Annotated in this window: 14 protein-coding genes; 4 read left to right on the plus strand and 10 right to left on the minus strand. The window is 58.2% G+C overall.

Annotated elements, in window-relative coordinates:
- Window positions 1-190: 190 nt before the first annotated feature.
- Both RISK_RS14475 and RISK_RS14480 read left to right on the plus strand, forming a co-directional pair.
- Window positions 191-1,069, plus strand: a complete 879-nt coding sequence (locus tag RISK_RS14475; protein WP_236696309.1) for a GIY-YIG nuclease family protein — start codon at window positions 191-193, stop codon at window positions 1,067-1,069.
- Window positions 1,070-1,195: 126 nt separating this feature from the next.
- A complete protein-coding gene (locus tag RISK_RS14480) occupies window positions 1,196-1,828 on the plus strand; it encodes a hypothetical protein (RefSeq protein ID WP_047815001.1) in 633 nt (210 codons plus the stop codon).
- A 63-nt stretch (window positions 1,829-1,891) separates the two neighbouring features.
- Here the strand turns inward: RISK_RS14480 and RISK_RS14485 are convergent, their stop codons facing one another.
- The 5 genes from RISK_RS14485 to RISK_RS14505 form a co-directional block, all read right to left on the minus strand.
- Window positions 1,892-2,707 (minus strand): SDR family NAD(P)-dependent oxidoreductase, encoded by an 816-nt coding sequence (locus tag RISK_RS14485; protein WP_047815002.1) that lies wholly within the window; start codon window positions 2,705-2,707, stop codon window positions 1,892-1,894.
- A gap of 2 nt (window positions 2,708-2,709) precedes the next feature.
- Window positions 2,710-4,089 (minus strand): GTPase HflX, encoded by a 1,380-nt coding sequence (hflX, locus tag RISK_RS14490; protein WP_047815003.1) that lies wholly within the window; start codon window positions 4,087-4,089, stop codon window positions 2,710-2,712.
- A 90-nt stretch (window positions 4,090-4,179) separates the two neighbouring features.
- Window positions 4,180-5,604 carry an excinuclease ABC subunit UvrC gene (locus tag RISK_RS14495; protein WP_047815004.1) on the minus strand — a complete coding sequence of 475 codons (1,425 nt, stop codon included), beginning with the start codon at window positions 5,602-5,604 and terminating at the stop codon, window positions 4,180-4,182.
- Between the two features lie 145 nt (window positions 5,605-5,749).
- Window positions 5,750-6,805 (minus strand): hypothetical protein, encoded by a 1,056-nt coding sequence (locus RISK_RS14500; RefSeq protein WP_173442672.1) that lies wholly within the window; start codon window positions 6,803-6,805, stop codon window positions 5,750-5,752.
- Between the two features lie 48 nt (window positions 6,806-6,853).
- Window positions 6,854-7,435: a hypothetical protein gene (locus RISK_RS14505; RefSeq protein ID WP_047815005.1), complete on the minus strand. Its 582-nt coding sequence runs from the start codon at window positions 7,433-7,435 to the stop codon at window positions 6,854-6,856.
- Between the two features lie 220 nt (window positions 7,436-7,655).
- On the opposite strand from RISK_RS14505, the gene RISK_RS14510 reads away from it, so the two are divergent.
- A complete protein-coding gene (locus RISK_RS14510; protein WP_173442673.1) occupies window positions 7,656-8,282 on the plus strand; it encodes a hypothetical protein in 627 nt (208 codons plus the stop codon).
- A gap of 46 nt (window positions 8,283-8,328) precedes the next feature.
- Here the strand turns inward: RISK_RS14510 and RISK_RS14515 are convergent, their stop codons facing one another.
- The gene (locus RISK_RS14515; protein WP_173442674.1) at window positions 8,329-8,643 is read right to left on the minus strand and encodes a carboxymuconolactone decarboxylase family protein; all 315 of its coding nucleotides are present in this window, start codon (window positions 8,641-8,643) and stop codon (window positions 8,329-8,331) included.
- Window positions 8,640-10,172, minus strand: coding sequence for a uroporphyrinogen-III C-methyltransferase (cobA, locus tag RISK_RS14520; protein WP_047815007.1), 1,533 nt, complete (start codon window positions 10,170-10,172; stop codon window positions 8,640-8,642). Before cobA ends, RISK_RS14515 begins: the two co-directional genes overlap by 4 nt.
- Window positions 10,173-10,336: 164 nt before the next feature.
- Here cobA and rpsT point away from each other — a divergent pair, with 164 nt between their 5' ends.
- Window positions 10,337-10,609 carry a 30S ribosomal protein S20 gene (gene rpsT, locus RISK_RS14525; RefSeq protein WP_047815008.1) on the plus strand — a complete coding sequence of 91 codons (273 nt, stop codon included), beginning with the start codon at window positions 10,337-10,339 and terminating at the stop codon, window positions 10,607-10,609.
- Window positions 10,610-10,839: 230 nt separating this feature from the next.
- On the opposite strand, the gene RISK_RS14530 is transcribed toward rpsT, so the two are convergent.
- The 3 genes from RISK_RS14530 to RISK_RS14540 are packed head-to-tail and all read right to left on the minus strand — an operon-like array spanning window position 10,840 to window position 15,235.
- The gene (locus RISK_RS14530) at window positions 10,840-11,649 is read right to left on the minus strand and encodes a VTT domain-containing protein (protein ID WP_236696310.1); all 810 of its coding nucleotides are present in this window, start codon (window positions 11,647-11,649) and stop codon (window positions 10,840-10,842) included.
- The gene (locus RISK_RS14535; RefSeq protein ID WP_047815009.1) at window positions 11,646-13,004 is read right to left on the minus strand and encodes a DUF1552 domain-containing protein; all 1,359 of its coding nucleotides are present in this window, start codon (window positions 13,002-13,004) and stop codon (window positions 11,646-11,648) included. The genes RISK_RS14530 and RISK_RS14535 overlap by 4 nt, the downstream gene beginning before the upstream one ends.
- Window positions 13,001-15,235 carry a DUF1592 domain-containing protein gene (locus tag RISK_RS14540; RefSeq protein WP_236696311.1) on the minus strand — a complete coding sequence of 745 codons (2,235 nt, stop codon included), beginning with the start codon at window positions 15,233-15,235 and terminating at the stop codon, window positions 13,001-13,003. Before RISK_RS14540 ends, RISK_RS14535 begins: the two co-directional genes overlap by 4 nt.
- Between the last annotated feature and the right edge of the window lie 885 nt (window positions 15,236-16,120).

Consider the following 16,120-nt stretch of genomic DNA (forward strand, 5'->3'; position numbering starts at 1 on the left):
CGCCGCCTGTAGCGGTCGCAGCACGTTGCACAACGAATGATTGCTAGAATCGAGAGAATGCAAACCAATTGCCTGACCGGAATTCTTTGACATGCCAACCTCCTCGAACCCAGCGCTTCCCCGCAACCATACGGATCACTCTCCAGGCACAGGCTCCCTGATTCGCTGTTTTTTCGCGGTGTGGCTGGCCATGGCAGCCTCTCAAGACGCCCGCCCGACACTCGCGCAAGCCACCTCCACCAGAGTCGGTTCGCCATCGAATCAGACCGATCACAAGGATGTCACTCCCGAGTCAATCCGCGAAGCGTTTCGCGAAACCCATCAAGGGTTCAGCAGCGATGAATTGATCCTGCAGGACAAACTTCGAGACGCTTTCCTTCAAGAATTGGGCATCGCTCCCAAACAAGAATCGCAATTTGACGAACAGCGAGCAGCCCTAAGAGCCTTGCTGCAACTTCGCAAACGCGGTGATTTGGATGTGCCAACCACGCAACGATCGAGCGAATCGTCGGCGTCCATCAACGCCGCCATTCCGACCGCTGAGATCGCCATCCGGACGGTCCTTGATCGACACGATGCCATGATCGACGATGTCCTCTGCGACCCCAGAATGCGCACCGAATTGCAGCAAGAAGCCGAACGACTCTCGAAAAACATCTCCGCTGAAACCGTTCGACGAGCGGTTCTACGACTTCGCAAATCAAGGCGGCTTCGTCCCGAACTCGTCCTCCGCGTGGCCGATTGGGATCGAACCGTGACCACACATCCGGTCAACCAACTCCATCTCGAGTCGCTCCCCAACACACCAGGCGTTTACCTTTTTCGCGACTCGACCGGGTACCTCTACATCGGTGAAGCGGTTCGTTTGCGAGACCGTATCGGTGACCACCTCCGTGGCAGCCACAACGCTGGCTTGTCAAAAGTGCTCAGCGATTCCGAAGCCAACCCAGTGACCTTGGAATTGCACGCGTTTCCAAACGATTCACCCGCGAAGAAAATCACGGTCCGGCGGGCTTACGAGAGCGAACTGATTCGCAGCCGCCACCCTCGTTTCAACCTCCAACCGTAGCGTCGGCCCGGCAAGGGCTTCCGTTTGTATCGATTGCAACGATCAGGCTGTCTCGCAGAGACATTCCCAGATTGATTTTTCTACGACGCCCGACCTGATCGCCAAATGCGAACTACGTTGGCGTCTATGAAATCGCTCGTCCCAGCCCTTCTGTGTCTCGCCACGATCGCCCTTGCAGGCGAATCGCCATCCGTCTCGGCCGACTGGTTGGCACTGCCCAGCACCTACACGCACGACGTTGCAACCGGCCAACGCGTCGCTCAGTTTGCTCCGATCGACGCCCCCACCACAGCGATCTCTCAGCCGCTCCGAACCAGTGGTTACACCCACTACCGCAGCACACTTGCCTACGGGCAATCGGCGGACAACTACCACCGAGTCGAAGAGTGGGGCGACCCCGTTCGCCCCTATGGCGAATGGCGTTTTCCATATCGACCTTACAGCACTCCCTATCCGAACTGGGGCCAGCCCTACGGTGGCTTGAACATCGGATTGGGTGGTGGATACGGCTGGAACGCCCCCACACAGTACGGCCCCGGCGCTGGCTTCAACGGACAGGGCTTCAATGGACGGGGCTCCAACGGGCAGGGCCCCAATCCCGGTGGGCCACAGCATGGCGGTCCGGGGACCAATCCAGGTGGACCGGGGCATCCACGCGGCGGCGGACACAACCGTGGCCCGAACCCAGCGGCCGGCACCAACCAGTTCGCTCCCTACCCAACCGGTCAAGGAACGCCGTCCCCAGTGGCACCGTACTAAGACGGTTACTCGCCGACCGATCGCGACTGATCCAAGTCTTTCGCGACCCTGCCAGCGAACGGTTCAGCGTCCACGTTTGGCCAAGAGGCCGTTCATCACCGGCGGCGACATTCGATCAGCGTAAACCAACGCTTTGCCACCCAGGCTCAAGATCACTTCGCTACGCCCACGTTTGATCGCCAGCAACGCTGCCTGAGCAACTCGTGTGGGCGGCCAACTGCCAACACTAGCAGACTTCTGCCCCGGGTCCGTCTCAACCAACGAGTCAAAGAACTCGCTGCGAGTGGTGCTGGGGCTGACCAACGTCACGCCGATCCCATCGCCTACCAATTCGGCTCGAAGCGAATCGTTCCAACCGTGCAGCGCAAACTTGCTGGCACAGTACTCGCTTTTGTCCGGCACCGCTCGGTGCCCCAACACGCTGCCGATGTTGCAGATCACAGGATGCCCTCCTTCCTGAGCCGCCTGACGCAACCGAGGCAGAGCGTCGCGAGTCCAATCCACGGGCGCGAAAAAGTTCACCTCCATCACCCGCCGCATGCGTTCAGGCGATGCTTCCGCGAACGGCCCGATCGCGCCCACGCCCGCATTGTTGACCAACAAATCCAATCGGCCATCGCGAAGCGAATCCGCCGCTGCCATGGCTTTTTCACGAGTGGATGCGTCCGTCACATCACCAACAATGCAGTGCACACGTTCCGGACACGACGTTGCGTTGGCGAGCTCTGTCAACCGTTGCTGGCGCCGAGCGACGGCGACGACATGAGCTCCTTCTTCCACCAACATTCGTGTCAGTTCAAATCCGATTCCACTGCTCGCCCCCGTGACGATGGTCACAGCATCCTCGGGACTCCAAACCTGCTGAAAGGGCAACGGCATGTTCAAGCCACGTCGCTCGAACGCTCGACAGACTCTTCCACAGAATCCTCCTCGGATGGCTTGGGGTCATCTTCCGACGCGGTTTGCTTCCACATTTCAAGCGTCGTGGGTGTCACCCTCAACGCACTGCGATGAACGGTTCCCATTGCCGAGGCTGGCATCCGAACCCGCACGGTGACATGGTCGTTTCCAAACTCACGCGATTCGATTTTGCCTGTTGCGGAGAGAAACGACAGCAGCTTGCCATCGTGATGCGCCACCACAATCTCCACATCCAGAAACTCGCGAGACAGGGCTTCGCCAACCGCTTGAGCCAATGGCTTCAAACCGGAATGCGACCTCGCACTGACAGGAATGGCATTCGGGTAACGATCCAGCACCCGATTCAAAATTCGCGGGCTGGTGATGGCATCAATCTTGTTGAGCACCAACAACGTGTCCTTCGCTTCGATGCCCAGCTCTTCGAGCACCTGATACACCGCGCTGATCTGCTCGAAAACCTGAGGGCTGCTGGCGTCCGCCACGTGCAGCAACAATTCCGCTTGACGAGTTTCTTCCAACGTCGATTTAAAACTGGCAACCAACGAGTGAGGCAAATCGCGAATGAAACCAACCGTGTCGCTGAGCAACACATGCCCCCATTCCGGCAGATGCCAACGTCGCGTGCGAGTGTCCAGGGTCGCAAACAGTTTGTCTTGAGCCATCACGCCGGCATCGGTCAGAGCGTTCATCAACGTGCTCTTGCCCGCGTTGGTGTACCCGACCAACGACACCGTCGGTGAATCCGACCGAGCCGCGACCTGGCGTTCCCGCCTCAGCTCCACGCTCTTCAGTTCGGTCTTCAAATCGTGAATGCGTTTTTGGGCCAACCGGCGGTCAACCTCCAACTGTTTTTCACCTGGACCACGCATCCCCACGCCCATCGACTGACGCGAAAGGTGGGTCCACATGCGTTTGAGCCGTGGCAGCGAGTATTCCAACTGAGCCAACTCAACGGCCAAACGCGATTCGTGCGTTCGTGCTCCGGCGGCAAAGATGTCCAGGATCAACTCCGTTCGATCGATCACCTTCGCATTGATCTTCTTTTCCAAGTTGCGAATTTGAGCGGGGCTCAGATCGTTGTCGAAGACGACCACGTCGGCTTCATGGCGTTCGACCATCAAACGCAGCTCTTCGACTTTGCCTTTGCCCAAATAGGTGGAGTGGTCGGGGGTGGATCGACGCTGAATCAACTCGTCGACCACTTCGGTCCCCGAGGTGGTCGCCAGCCCGTGCAGTTCTTCCAACGGGTCTTCTTCGACCACGGTGTCAGGCAGGATCAAACGAGCCAAAATGCTACGTTCGGGAGCGTCGTCGTGCAGGGTGATGTGTTTATCTGACACGAGGGAGAGGGTGCCTTGGTTGAAAAGGTTGGAAGCGGAGTCGTCGACTCCATTTTACTCTCATAACGGACCCTTCGCACTCGGAAAGGTTCACCGCTCGAGACTGGATTTACTACGTAAAATGTGATGGTAGTGTTGGGCAAACCGGTGAGATTCGTCGCGAACATACTGTAACAACCGCAATGCAAACGCGTTTTTGCTCAGCTTCAAGGGTTCAGAGATCCCCGGTCGAAAAATCTCTTCATCGCGTTTTGCAAGGCTGATCACGGTCGGCGGTTGGATGTCTTGATCTCGAAACGCCGCCATCGCCGCGTTGAGCTGCCCCTTGCCACCATCGATCAACAACACGTCGGGAAACGATTCTTGACGATCCGACAACCCACGAAAACGTCGAGAAACAACCTCGTAAATGCTACGGTAGTCATCGATGCCTTTGACTTCCTGAATGCGAAATCGCCGGTATCCGGGCTTGAACGGCAACCCGTCAATGAATTGGACGAGACTAGCAACGGTTTCGTTCCCACCCAAGTGCGCGATGTCGACGCCTTCGATCACACGCGGCGTCTCTGACAGTCCCAACACCTTCTTCAGGCCAGCCAATCCCTTTTGAGGATCGATGTAAAAGACTTCAGGCTGAGCATTGGTGTCCAAGTCGCCCCGCTCTTCTAAACGCTCGATCATGTTGATCTCGTCGCGAAGCACAGCGGCTCGTTCAAAGTCCAATGCCTTGCTGGCCTCCTTCATCTCGCTTCGCATCTCACGCAGCAGCTTCGTCTTCCCACCATCCAGAAACGTTTGCAATCGCTTGATGTCGCGGCGGTAATCTTCTTTGCTGATTCGAAAGTTGCACGGCGCGGTGCATTGATTGATGCTCGCCAGCAGACACGGCCGAAACCACTGCCACCGCTCGTCGGACTCGCTGATGTCCAGCGAACACGTTCGAAACTTAAAGATCCGCTGCATCACCTGGATCGCGCCGCGCAGAGCCCCCGCGCTGGTGAACGGTCCGTAAAGCTTCACGCCCTTGGACTGCGGTTCCCGGGTCACTTCCACCCGCGGGAACTCCTCTCGCGTGGTGATCATCAGGTACGGAAACGACTTGTCGTCCTTTAGCTCTTTGTTGTTTCGCGGTTGGATGTCCTTGATCAACCGCGATTCCATCAACAACGCGTCGACTTCGCTTTCCGTTTCCACAAAGTCGATGTCAGCGATGTCGCCAATCCAATCGGCCGTGCGAGCGTCCTCGCTGGCAGCTTTCAAAAAGTAGCTGCTCGCCCGCGATCGAAGGTTCTTGGCTTTGCCGACGTAGATCACCACGCCAGCGCAATCCTTCATCAAATACACGCCCGGCGATTGCGGGAACGTCTTGACCTTCCGGGCGGCTTGACGGAACCCTTGGGTGAAATCCTGCAGCACCTTCGGTGAAACCGCCGACTTGGAGGACGCCTCGACATCCGAGGCGGCACTCTCATCGTCGAGGGGTTCGTCATTGACTTCGGTTTCGCGGTCGCTCATTCGTCCCTGTACTGGGGCCCACCCTGTGTTACGAAATTGGAACTGTCATTGGACCGTGCGGCTGTCGCTTTGGCAACAATCAGCCCCAGGATCTGAATTCCAGGCATGAGCGAATACCGGGCCAACCGTTGCAAGCCAAGCCGACTCATTCGTAGCGAATGCCGCGAAGCGGTGGTCCCGTGGGAGCGTTGGCGGAATACGCCGCGGCCGTCCCAGGCAATCCCGGTGGGCGCGTCCAAGGGGCTTCCGCAGCCGGCACGATCGGGCCCGTCGTCGCGGAACTGTATCCCATCGCGCCCGACGCATTGCTTCCGAATCCTCCCGGCGATCCGATCCCCGCCATCTGAACCAAGTCCACTTTGGTCGTGGTGGTCGTCGGCATGGTGAACAATTCCGGATCGCCCGACAACAATTGGTTGACCGTGTAAGAAGCCACTTCCAACTGCATCGCCAGAGGCGGCCCCGCAGCGGGGAACAACTCGATTTTGACACGGTGAGGCAAAACGACGTTGACCGTTTCATTGAAACGGTGGTCCGACGCGACGCTCTTGGCGACTTGACGACCATCCGGGGAATACAAAAACAGATTGGTGATGTATCCCGCCGATGGCTCGATGAACACAACCCGCTGATACATGCCCGACGGCGTCTGCATCGATGTCCGCACCTCGATCAAACCATCGCTCCGAATCACGGGCCCACTGAGCACGGTGGCCGGATCCAGTCGGGCCAACCCAATGGCCTCGATCAACCAAGTCGGGTCCACCGGCAAGATCGCACGGTTGAGTTGCCTCGCGTATTGTTCATGATTCGCGTAGTACAACGTCTGGGTCATGTTGTCCGGGACTTCGAACCAGAACTCGTTCTCGTTGCTGCCCAGATCAATGCCGGCTCCCATGATGATCGGCACACTGGCCTTCATCCGAAATCGTTTTTCACGTTGCACATTGACCGTTGCGTTGAGCTTCGGAACGGCTGGCATCGACAACACGTCGACCTTCGCCGAGTTTGTCGAAAGCTGCTGAATCGCGTCGGTTCGATTGACCGCCGCGGCCAGCTGATGAATGTCAGGGGACGCGTTGAGCACGACAGGCGGAGCCGGAAACGGCGTGTTCGAAACCGCTCGAACGCAACCCGTGGCCAACGACAGCAACCCCATCATCGACATCACGCCGACCCAGGCGAATTGGCGGTCAAGCATGCGAATCAAAGCGGGCAAAGGGAACCTGGAAAGCATCGGCGTCAATTCTCATTCAGGGAGTTCGTCGACGTCACGGTAAATCAGATCGATCAATTCATCTTGCAGTGTTTTGGCTTCGGAAGGCCCAATCCCGACCACCTCGACCTCCATCGTTGACTGGTCCAAATTGGACATCAACAACATCGTCTCTCGTGATTTCTTGGCGGACAGCGTTGCTTCGGCAGCGTCCCGCGAACCCTCTTCGGGTGGATCTTGCTGCGGTGCACCGATCGGTGACCCCGTCGCCGTGGGCTCGATCGTTTTCAGATGCCGTTTGCGGAGCAACAACAAGGCCAGCAAGAATCGACTCTTCGCCGCCGCAGGTTGTCCCGCCATCGATCGCAACAGTTCAACCAACACCTCAGGAGGAGCGATTTCACGCTTCTTCTCCTCCGCTCGCGGCACCCGGTTCTTCCACCATCCGATGGTTTCCTCTGGTGGGCCCGTCCAAGCGTCCGCAGCAATGTCGATCCGCTTGAAGTCCTCGTCGGCTTCCATGACGACCGAATAATAAACCTCGCCAGGTTCCAGCGGACGATCGCCAACGCTGCAGCGCCGGGTGGTTCGGTTGATTTTGTATTCGCCAATCATGGTTCGACCCTAGCAAAGCAAACTTGCCCACCGAAAGGCAGCTTCTGAGCTTGCAGAACGGGCCCCGATGGCGTATTTCGGATTCTCATCAGCGGTCTGCCTTCATCGCGACCGCAGGCTCATTCTCCCGGAATGAGGACACCGCTGAGCCCCGAATCACAATGATTTTTGTGATTCGTTTGCTATGCCAATTGCTTCCGTTGCTGTTTCGGGTCGTTTGATGTCCTCCACTCCTGCTGACGAATCCGGCTCACCTGCCGCCAGCCCCCATCCCGATCCCACCAACTCGGGATCGAAGTCGACCACGTCGACCGTGGTCGTGGCGGATCCCAAACCGCTTTCGCTGCTGGCCACCGCCGGCGTCTTGCATCATGAAGGGATGCGTTGCATCTGTGCTCGCACCGCCGATGCCGTGTTGAAAGCGTTTGAACTGGAATTCACCGAGGACTCATCCGCTCCTCCCACGCTTCAAACGCGACTCGACGAACGCCACCCACAACCCGGTCAGGTCGGGCCGTCCGCCCAGACATCTTCCAAGAGTTCTGAGATCGATCTGCTGATCTGGGATGTCGCCGACGATCCGATGAGCGTGCTGGCGATTGTCCAACAGATCCGTCACCTTCCAGCATTTCAAAACTTGCCGGTCGTGTTGCTGGCGGATTCCAAATGGGCGGGCTTGGAAAAGAAAACCGAAGTCGAGATCGCGCCCACGCATTGCCTCTTCCAACCCATCGACCCCAAATCGCTGATCACCATCGCTCAGCACTTGTTGTGGATGCCCTCTCTGCAAGCCACCCACCGCCAACGCGGCAGCCGCCCCACTCGTCCAGGCTGGGTCACGCTTTGAAGCGGGGACGCCTCTTGAATCTGAAATGATTCAAGAAACCAAGCCATCACATCGGCTTGGGTTCAATCACATCTTCCACCCATGACTTCGCTCGCATCATCGTGGGAAATCCGATCGTCGGGGCGGAGAGCATCGCCACGTGTCGCAAGTCATCCGGCGTGCACCCGGCTTCCAAGGCTTTGCGACAATGCGAGTGAGCTGCGCCTTCCAAGCCCGCTCCCAGTGAAATCGCCAGCTTGACCAGCGCCACCTCTCGGTCACTCAGCGGACCGGACTGGCGAGCAGCTTTGCCCAAGTCCTCGTAAGCTCGCATGTACTCCGGATGGTCGGCGTGCATTTGGCGGTAGCGTTTGGGAATCATGTTGTCTCCGCGTCAAGAATCGCTTGGGTCAAAGATTGCATTGTGGCCGACGAAGCGATCGCGTCGACTCGCCATCCCAATTCGTGAACCGCTTCCGCGGTCAGTGGACTGATCACCGCCACCTTGGTGTCTCCAATCGATTCGCCCAACCAACGATGAACGTTCCGTGCCGTCGCCGGACTGGTCAATGTCACCCAGTCCAACGGTTGCTCGTTCAATTTGGCTCGTGTGATCGGATCCATTTCCGGCACGTCTCGATTTTGATAGGCGACCACTTCGCAAACGTTCGTCCCGAGGCTTCGAAGCCCATCGGCGACGACATCCCGTCCGCGTTGGGTTCGCACGATCAACGTGGAACGCAGGGAAGGCTGGACCTGAAGCAACGTTTCCAGCAACGCGTCGGCATCAAACGTTTCCGGAATCCAATCCGCTCGCAGGTGAGAGGCGGCCAACACCGCGGCCGTCGCATCACCGACCACCGCGATTTTGAGTCCGCCCAGGCAACGCAAATCGCGGCCTTGCTCCCACAACCGATCCAAAAAGAACTTCACGCCGTTCCGACTGCTGAACACCAGCGAATCAAACGAGTCAATCTGCTCGATCGCAGCATCCACGTCCGACCAATCATCGGGCGGAGCAATTTCAATGGCGGGCTGAACGATCACATTCGCCCCCAGTTCTTCCAGCGGTCTGGCCAAGGCCTGGGCTTGATCCCTCGGCCGCGTCACCAAAACACGCTTCCCGGAGAGCGGCCGACGACTGAACCAATCCATCGACTCGGCCAATCCCGTGACTTCACCGACAATCGTGATCACAGGCGGCCGAAACTGACTGGCGGGAGTCAGATGACCAGCGACCTCGTCCAAGCGGCACTGGATTTTCTGCTGATCGGGCAAACTGCAACGCCGGAGGATCGCACACGGTGTTTTCGGATCCTTGCCGCCCGCGATCAACGCCTCCGTCCATTGCTTGGCCGTCGTGACCCCCATGTAAATCACCAGCGTGCCAGGAAATCTCGCCAATGCCGGCCAATCCAAGTCCGATTTCGCCTTGCCCGGCTCTTCATGCCCGGTGACCAGAGCCACCGCCGATGCGATCCCGCGATGGGTGATCGGAATTCCCGCGTAGGACCCCGCCGCCAAGGCCGCCGTGATTCCCGGAACGATTTCAAACGGGATGCCCTCGGCCTTCAACGCGTTGACCTCTTCGCTGGTCCGAGCAAAAACGGCCGGGTCGCCCCCTTTGAGCCGCACGACATGCCGCCCCGCTTGAGCATGCCGGAGCATCTCGGCGATGATCTCGTCCTGCTTCCAAATTCGCGATTGCCCGTGTTTTCCAACGCTTTGGTGGACCGCTTGCGGGGCGTGGACCAGCATCTCGACGTTGCTCAGCCCGTCGTACAGCACGACGTCACATTCCTGCAGACACTCCTGACCGCGAAGGGTCAGCAATCCCGGATGTCCCGGACCAGCCCCCACCAATGCGACGAATCCAGACGATGTTTCAGAAAGAGAGCGTTCAGAATTCAAGGAGTTGCAGCTTTGACGCGATAAATGGGTTGGAAAACAAGATTATGGAACTTCTCCGTTGACCTGGACAGTCGGCTGATTGCACGTCATACTCCTCGATTCCAAATTTTGACCAATTTGATCCGTTCCCTACCATTGCGTGTCCGCCGGACACTCCGAGCGAAATGCCAAACACTTCAAGCGCCTCGAAACGTCTGCGTCAAAACGAAAAACGTCGTTTGCTGAATCGTGCCACCCGTACAAACATGCGTTCGACGATTCGTCGTGTCCGTGAAGCTGTCGACAACAACGATTTGGAGACCGCCAAGAACGAGTTCAAAATCGCTCAAAAGAAGCTGGATCGTGCCGCAGCGAATAACTTGATCCACAAGAACGCTGCCGCTCGCACCAAGAGCCGCTTGAACAACTTGATCAAGAACGCCGCTCAATCTGCCTGATCCAGGCCAACCACCGGCGAGGTCGCGAATTCCGCTGACTCGCCACTTGGTTTGAGACAAACAGCCTTCGAAAGGTCCTGATTCAAACAGGACCTTTTTCGATGCGCAGTCAGAATGGTCTCCAACGCAGGATAAATCGCAGCGGACCGCAGATCTGCCCCCTTGGGTCGAGCCTCTGGCCCAAACCACTCGCCTGACGGCTTCGACCTGCCCGACCAACGGACCAATGCTCAAACGTCTTGGCCTGCTGCAGCCAAATCCTCGGCAACCAACCCCTTGCCTGCCAACTCTTGCGTTCGCTGCTGCCAAATGTGCCTCGGCACCCAAACCGACAGCAGCACCGCCGCAACGACGGACGTTGCCAGCCCCAACCAACGAGTCAGACTGGAATCAGCCACCCCGGCGACTCCCGACTCGGCAACCGAACTCATCGTTTCGGTCGCCATGGCCCCGCAATGCACCCACAACAACTGCGGCCCCGCGGCCAGCAACGCGGCGGCCAAGTAGGGCACCTGACGCGCTCCGGCCGCCCCCATCGAGTAGCTGATGATCGTGGTCGGGATGGGTGACAGCCGGACCAACAGATGCATCCCCAGATTCGCATCGCGAGCAGTCGAACCGATCACCCGCAATCCCTCTCGCCAGGACGCCTCCGATTCCACCTCCAGCGTCGACCCCGGAGAGGATCCATCGTTCTTGGATTCACTCCCATCAGAACCGCCGCCCAAGGACCACTTTCCGAGGTGGTAGTTCACCCACGCCGAAACAACCGCCGTGGCCGCCAACGTTGAACCACCGACCATCAATCCAAACACCGACCCAGCCGCGATCGACACAAATGTCTTGGGAACAAACAAACACATCGCCAACGTCCCCAGCATCACAAACGCGACTGGCCCCGCTTCGCGTCCCATCGCCAACCATTCACTGGCCAACTCCGTGCCAACGCCGCTGACCAACCCGCCGACGCCGACCACAATCAACAACACAGGCAACAACCGCCTCGCGATCTTTGCTGAATGGTTCAAAACGGACGTCACCCCAATCCCTGCAAGACTCCGTTGCTGTCGCCGAAGCTTTCGGCATTCGCCCCCATCTGTTTCATCATCCACAGATAAAGATTGCACAACGGCGTGCCATTTTCATACCGCACGTGCTGACCAGCCCGAATCCGCCCGCCACCATTTCCGGCCAACAGGACCGGCAGGTCATCGTGGTTGTGGCGATCCCCGTCACTGATCCCGCTGCCGTACACGATCATGCAGTGATCCAGCAGCGAACCATCGCCCTCGCGAATCAGCTTCAATCGAGACAACAGGTAATTGAATCGCTCCGCATGGAATGAATTGATCTTCGCAATCTCAGCTTGCTTGTGCTCGCTTTTGCCATGGTGCGAAAGCTCATGGTGCCCTTCGTTGACGCCAATCTCTTTGTAAGCCCGATTGCTTCCTGCATTGGTGAACATGAACGACAAAATTCGCGTGCTGTCGGTTTGATACGCCAACGCCACCATGTCCATCATCAAATCGCTGTGCCGAGACAGCTCCTGAGGCACACCGCTGGGTCGCGGGTAATCCGGCACGCCTTCTTCCGTCAGCCCTAATTTTTCGGCACCGTCGAGTCGCTTCTCAACATCCCGAATGGAATACAGGTACTCGTCCAATTTGCGCCGATCGACGATGGGCAGGTGAGCATGCAAACGCTTCGCATCCTCGGAGACAAAGTCCAGGATGCTCTTTCGATACTTCTCACGCTCGCTCTTTGCTCGTCGCGTTTCCTTGATGGTTTGCCCCGCGAACAAGCGATCGAACAAAGCCCGCGGATCCGTCTCCTTGGCCATCGGATTCGTTGGCCCGCGCCACGACATGTTCGATGCATAAGCACAACTGTAGCCACTGTCACAATTGCCAGCCTGACTGCTCGCTTCCAACCCCAATTCCAAAGAAGTGAACCGGGTTCGATCGCCCACATACTGCGCCGTCACCTGATCGACCGAGACGCCGTTTTGAATGTCAGCGCCGTTGGTCTTGCGAGGGTGAGCGCCGGTCAAGAACGCAGCCACACTGCGCGCGTGGTCACCGCCTCCATCGCCGTGAGCCCGAGCCCCATCGAGGGTCAACCCAGACAGAACGCTGATCGAATCTCTGTTCTCCGCCAACTTCTGCAAGGTCGGCGTCAGCTCAAATTCGCGTCCCTCTTTCTGGGGCGTCCAAGCGGGCATGTGCATGCCATTGGGAACATAGAAAAACCCCATCCGCAACGGCGGCGGCCCACCATCAGCAGCGGCCGCCAACAGCCGCGTCGGACTCATCACATCCAACAATGGCAATGCCAGCGAGGTCCCCAACCCACGAAGCACAAAACGTCGCGACAAAGTACGAGGCGAATGACTCATGGTTCTCGATAACCTTGCTTCTGAAAAGGATCGCTTTCGATGATCGCGGCGATCAAGTATGCGAATTTGTAATCGTGTGCGCGAACATCGGCCGTGATCTTGTCGAGTGCACACTTGTCATAATATTCGGTCCCACGCCCGAGGGCGTAGATCAGCATCTTCTCGGCCAAACACCGAACGAACTGCTCGCTGCGCTGCGTCGTCAACAAGTCTCGCAACCCATTGATCCCATCAAACGAAGTTCCATCGGGCATCAATCCGCTGGCGTCGATCTCGTCCCGCCCATCGCGTGTTCGCCAACGGCCAACCGCATCAAAGTTCTCCAGCGCAAACCCCAGCGGGTCCATCATATTGTGACACGCGGCGCAGGCTGGGTTCGACCGGTGCTGCTCCATGCGTTCTCGAAGCGAACCGACCAACTTCCCCTTCTCAAGTTCCGGGATATTGGGCGGTGCCGGTGGTGGTGGCGTGTTGAGCAGATTGTCGAGGATCCACTTGCCGCGTTTCACCGGACTGGTCCGAGTCGGGTTGCTGGTCACCGTCAACACACTGGCGTGCGTCAGCAACCCGCCTCGCGGCGTTCCCGACAACGACACCTTGCGAAATTCACTGCCCCGCACGTCATTGATCCCATAGAACCGCGCCAAGGCTTCGTTCATGTAAGTGAAGTCCGCACTCAACAGTTCCGTGACCGGCAAATTGTTTCGCATCACCTCCGAGAAGAACATCAACGTTTCAACCCGCATCGCTTCGCGAACCTCCTCGTCAAACCCTCGATAAATGCGAGTGTCCGGCTGCACGATTTCCAAGTTGCGAAGCTGCAACCACTGCGAAGCAAAGTTATCCACGAAGCGACTCGCCTTGGGACTCTTGATCATCCGCCCGACTTTCTCAAGCAACATCCGGCGGTCACGTAACTGGCCGCGATGTGCCATCCGCAAGAGCTCATCGTCCGGCATGCTGCTCCACAAAAAGTACGAAATTCGCGTGGCCAGCTCGTACTGATTCACCAGCGGCATCACACCGTCCGGCCCCGGTTCCCGCGGTCGCTCGACTCGAAACAGGAAGTACGGCGAAACCAGAACAGCCTGCATCGCGACCTGCATGCTCTCCTCGAATGACCCCTCGTTTTCATGCACCTGCGTGGCTAGCTCAACCAATCGCCCGAGCTCCGACTTGCCAATCGGCCGTCGATAAGCCCGGCTGGCAAATCGCCCCAACACCGCTTTCGCGGCTCGCTCAAATTCCTGGTCGTTGCCCGGGGTTTCAAACAACAGCACTCGATGAGTCGTTGGCAGATCCGGAGACGAGGCAAACTGACTGCGTTGCTCCACGCCACTCACCTTCACATGGTGAACGTGCAGGTTGCGATCGATCTGATCCTTGACATAGAAGTCATTCAGAAACGAGATCTCGATCTGACGCGTGCCTTTCCCCAACCGAAACGCAACCGTCTTTTCCGTGGGCTCACTCTCCTTGACCTCCACCGGAATGACACGACGTCCATCAGTGACTTCCACGCGGACCGGTTCGTCTCCGCCCTGGTCTCCGCTGAGAGACAACACAATCGTGTAGGTCCCTCGAAAAGGAGCGTCGAACTGCAACGTGACCGTGCCATTGGAGGACATCACCAGGTGGCTGCGGACGTTGAACTTGTCCGCCCCAATCAACGTCGCGGGAGAACGTTCCAACTCAAACAATTCAGGCGGTAGCGGCGTGTAAATCGCTTCGCCCATGATCGCTTCGGCCGCATCGAGGTACTTCTCCATCAACAACGGCGGCAGCGACAACACATCACCGATGTTGTCGAATCCGTAGCCAACGTCATCGCCCGGAAAATCGTCCGCCAGTGCATAATCGACGCCGACCAAATCTTGGATGGTGTTGCGATACTCGGCACGATTCAGCCGCCGCAACGCGACCTTGCCAGCGTTCGGATTTTGCACGCAGTCGATCGCATTGGCCAACTCGTCAATCAGCTCGACCATCCGAGCCCGACTGGACGGATCCATCACATCGGAATCCGCCGGTGGCATGGTGCCCAAGCGAACTTGCGCGAGCGCCCGCATCCAATGATCACGGCCTTTGACAATCTCCAACGCCGTGTCGTCGGCCTCCAACGACACGCCGCCTTCGCCGTCTTCCAGGCCATGGCAGTCGTAGCAGTAAGTCCGCAACAACGGCACCAACTGTTCGCGGAACATCACCTCGCTGGCGAGATCATCTGCCATCAAAGCAGTGCCGCTGCCCCCGAAACAAACGATCACCCCAACAGCGAAAACGAGCAAGCCTCGTGGTTGGATTCCGAGCGAAGACGAAGCATGCCCCCGCAGGCGTCTTGAGCCAGGGCGAGCAACACGATCAATGGACACTGTTTGCATCCCATCATTTTACCAAGCCCCGAGTGACGAGCGTGCACAATCCGACGGCGAATTGCTCCCCCCGCTGCTGGCAAAGTCATCTCAATCCGACGATTCGCTACAACCGCCCGCCCTCATCTGGCACGGGATCAAATCCTGTCGTCCCTTCAGGACTGCCGACGCCGAGTTGCCTCGTTATCCCTGAGCTGACGCTCAGGGCTACACCATGCCGCCACTTCGTGGCTGAAACAGCCAGCGGTCGCCTCATTTCCCCAAGGAGCCCGGAAAGTGGCTGGCACCTTACGCGCCTAGTCCGGAACGGACGACATGTTGTCGCCACGGGTGCCAACCCGTGGATCGAATCGCAAAACCATTCCACCAAGCCCTGCAGGGGCGACAGGCGTCGATTGCAAGGCACCTCCTGCCGTCCCTTCAGGACTCCCGACGCCGAGTTGCCTCGTTATCCCTGAGCTGACGCTCAGGGCTACATCATGCCGCCACTTCCGTGGCTGAAACAGCCAGCGGGTCGCCTCATTTCCCCAGGGAGCCCGGAAAGTGGCTGGCACCTTACGCGCCTAGTCCGGAACGGACGACATGTTGTCGCCACGGGTGCCAACCCGTGGATCGAATCGCAAAACCATTCCACCAAGCCCTGCAGGGGCGACAGGCGTCGATTGCAAGGCACCTCCTGCCGTCCCTTCAGGACTCCCGACGCCGGGTTGCCTCGTTATCCCTGAGCTGACGCTCAGGGCTACA

Origin of the sequence: Rhodopirellula islandica (assembly GCF_001027925.1) — a bacterium.
GTDB lineage: Bacteria > Planctomycetota > Planctomycetia > Pirellulales > Pirellulaceae > Rhodopirellula > Rhodopirellula islandica.

Bases quoted from the DNA above. Each gene is read 5' to 3' on its own strand.
- RISK_RS14475 (WP_236696309.1), top strand. From the start codon at position 191: ATGGCAGCCTCTCAAGACGCCCGCCCGACACTCGCGCAAGCCACCTCC.
- RISK_RS14480 (WP_047815001.1), top strand. From the start codon at position 1,196: ATGAAATCGCTCGTCCCAGCCCTTCTGTGTCTCGCCACGATCGCCCTT.
- RISK_RS14485 (WP_047815002.1), bottom strand. From the start codon at position 2,707: ATGCCGTTGCCCTTTCAGCAGGTTTGGAGTCCCGAGGATGCTGTGACC.
- RISK_RS14495 (WP_047815004.1), bottom strand. From the start codon at position 5,604: ATGAGCGACCGCGAAACCGAAGTCAATGACGAACCCCTCGACGATGAG.
- RISK_RS14500 (WP_173442672.1), bottom strand. From the start codon at position 6,805: ATGCTTGACCGCCAATTCGCCTGGGTCGGCGTGATGTCGATGATGGGG.
- RISK_RS14505 (WP_047815005.1), bottom strand. From the start codon at position 7,435: ATGATTGGCGAATACAAAATCAACCGAACCACCCGGCGCTGCAGCGTT.
- RISK_RS14510 (WP_173442673.1), top strand. From the start codon at position 7,656: ATGTCCTCCACTCCTGCTGACGAATCCGGCTCACCTGCCGCCAGCCCC.
- RISK_RS14515 (WP_173442674.1), bottom strand. From the start codon at position 8,643: ATGATTCCCAAACGCTACCGCCAAATGCACGCCGACCATCCGGAGTAC.
- rpsT (WP_047815008.1), top strand. From the start codon at position 10,337: ATGCCAAACACTTCAAGCGCCTCGAAACGTCTGCGTCAAAACGAAAAA.
- RISK_RS14535 (WP_047815009.1), bottom strand. From the start codon at position 13,004: ATGAGTCATTCGCCTCGTACTTTGTCGCGACGTTTTGTGCTTCGTGGG.
- RISK_RS14540 (WP_236696311.1), bottom strand. From the start codon at position 15,235: ATGGCAGATGATCTCGCCAGCGAGGTGATGTTCCGCGAACAGTTGGTG.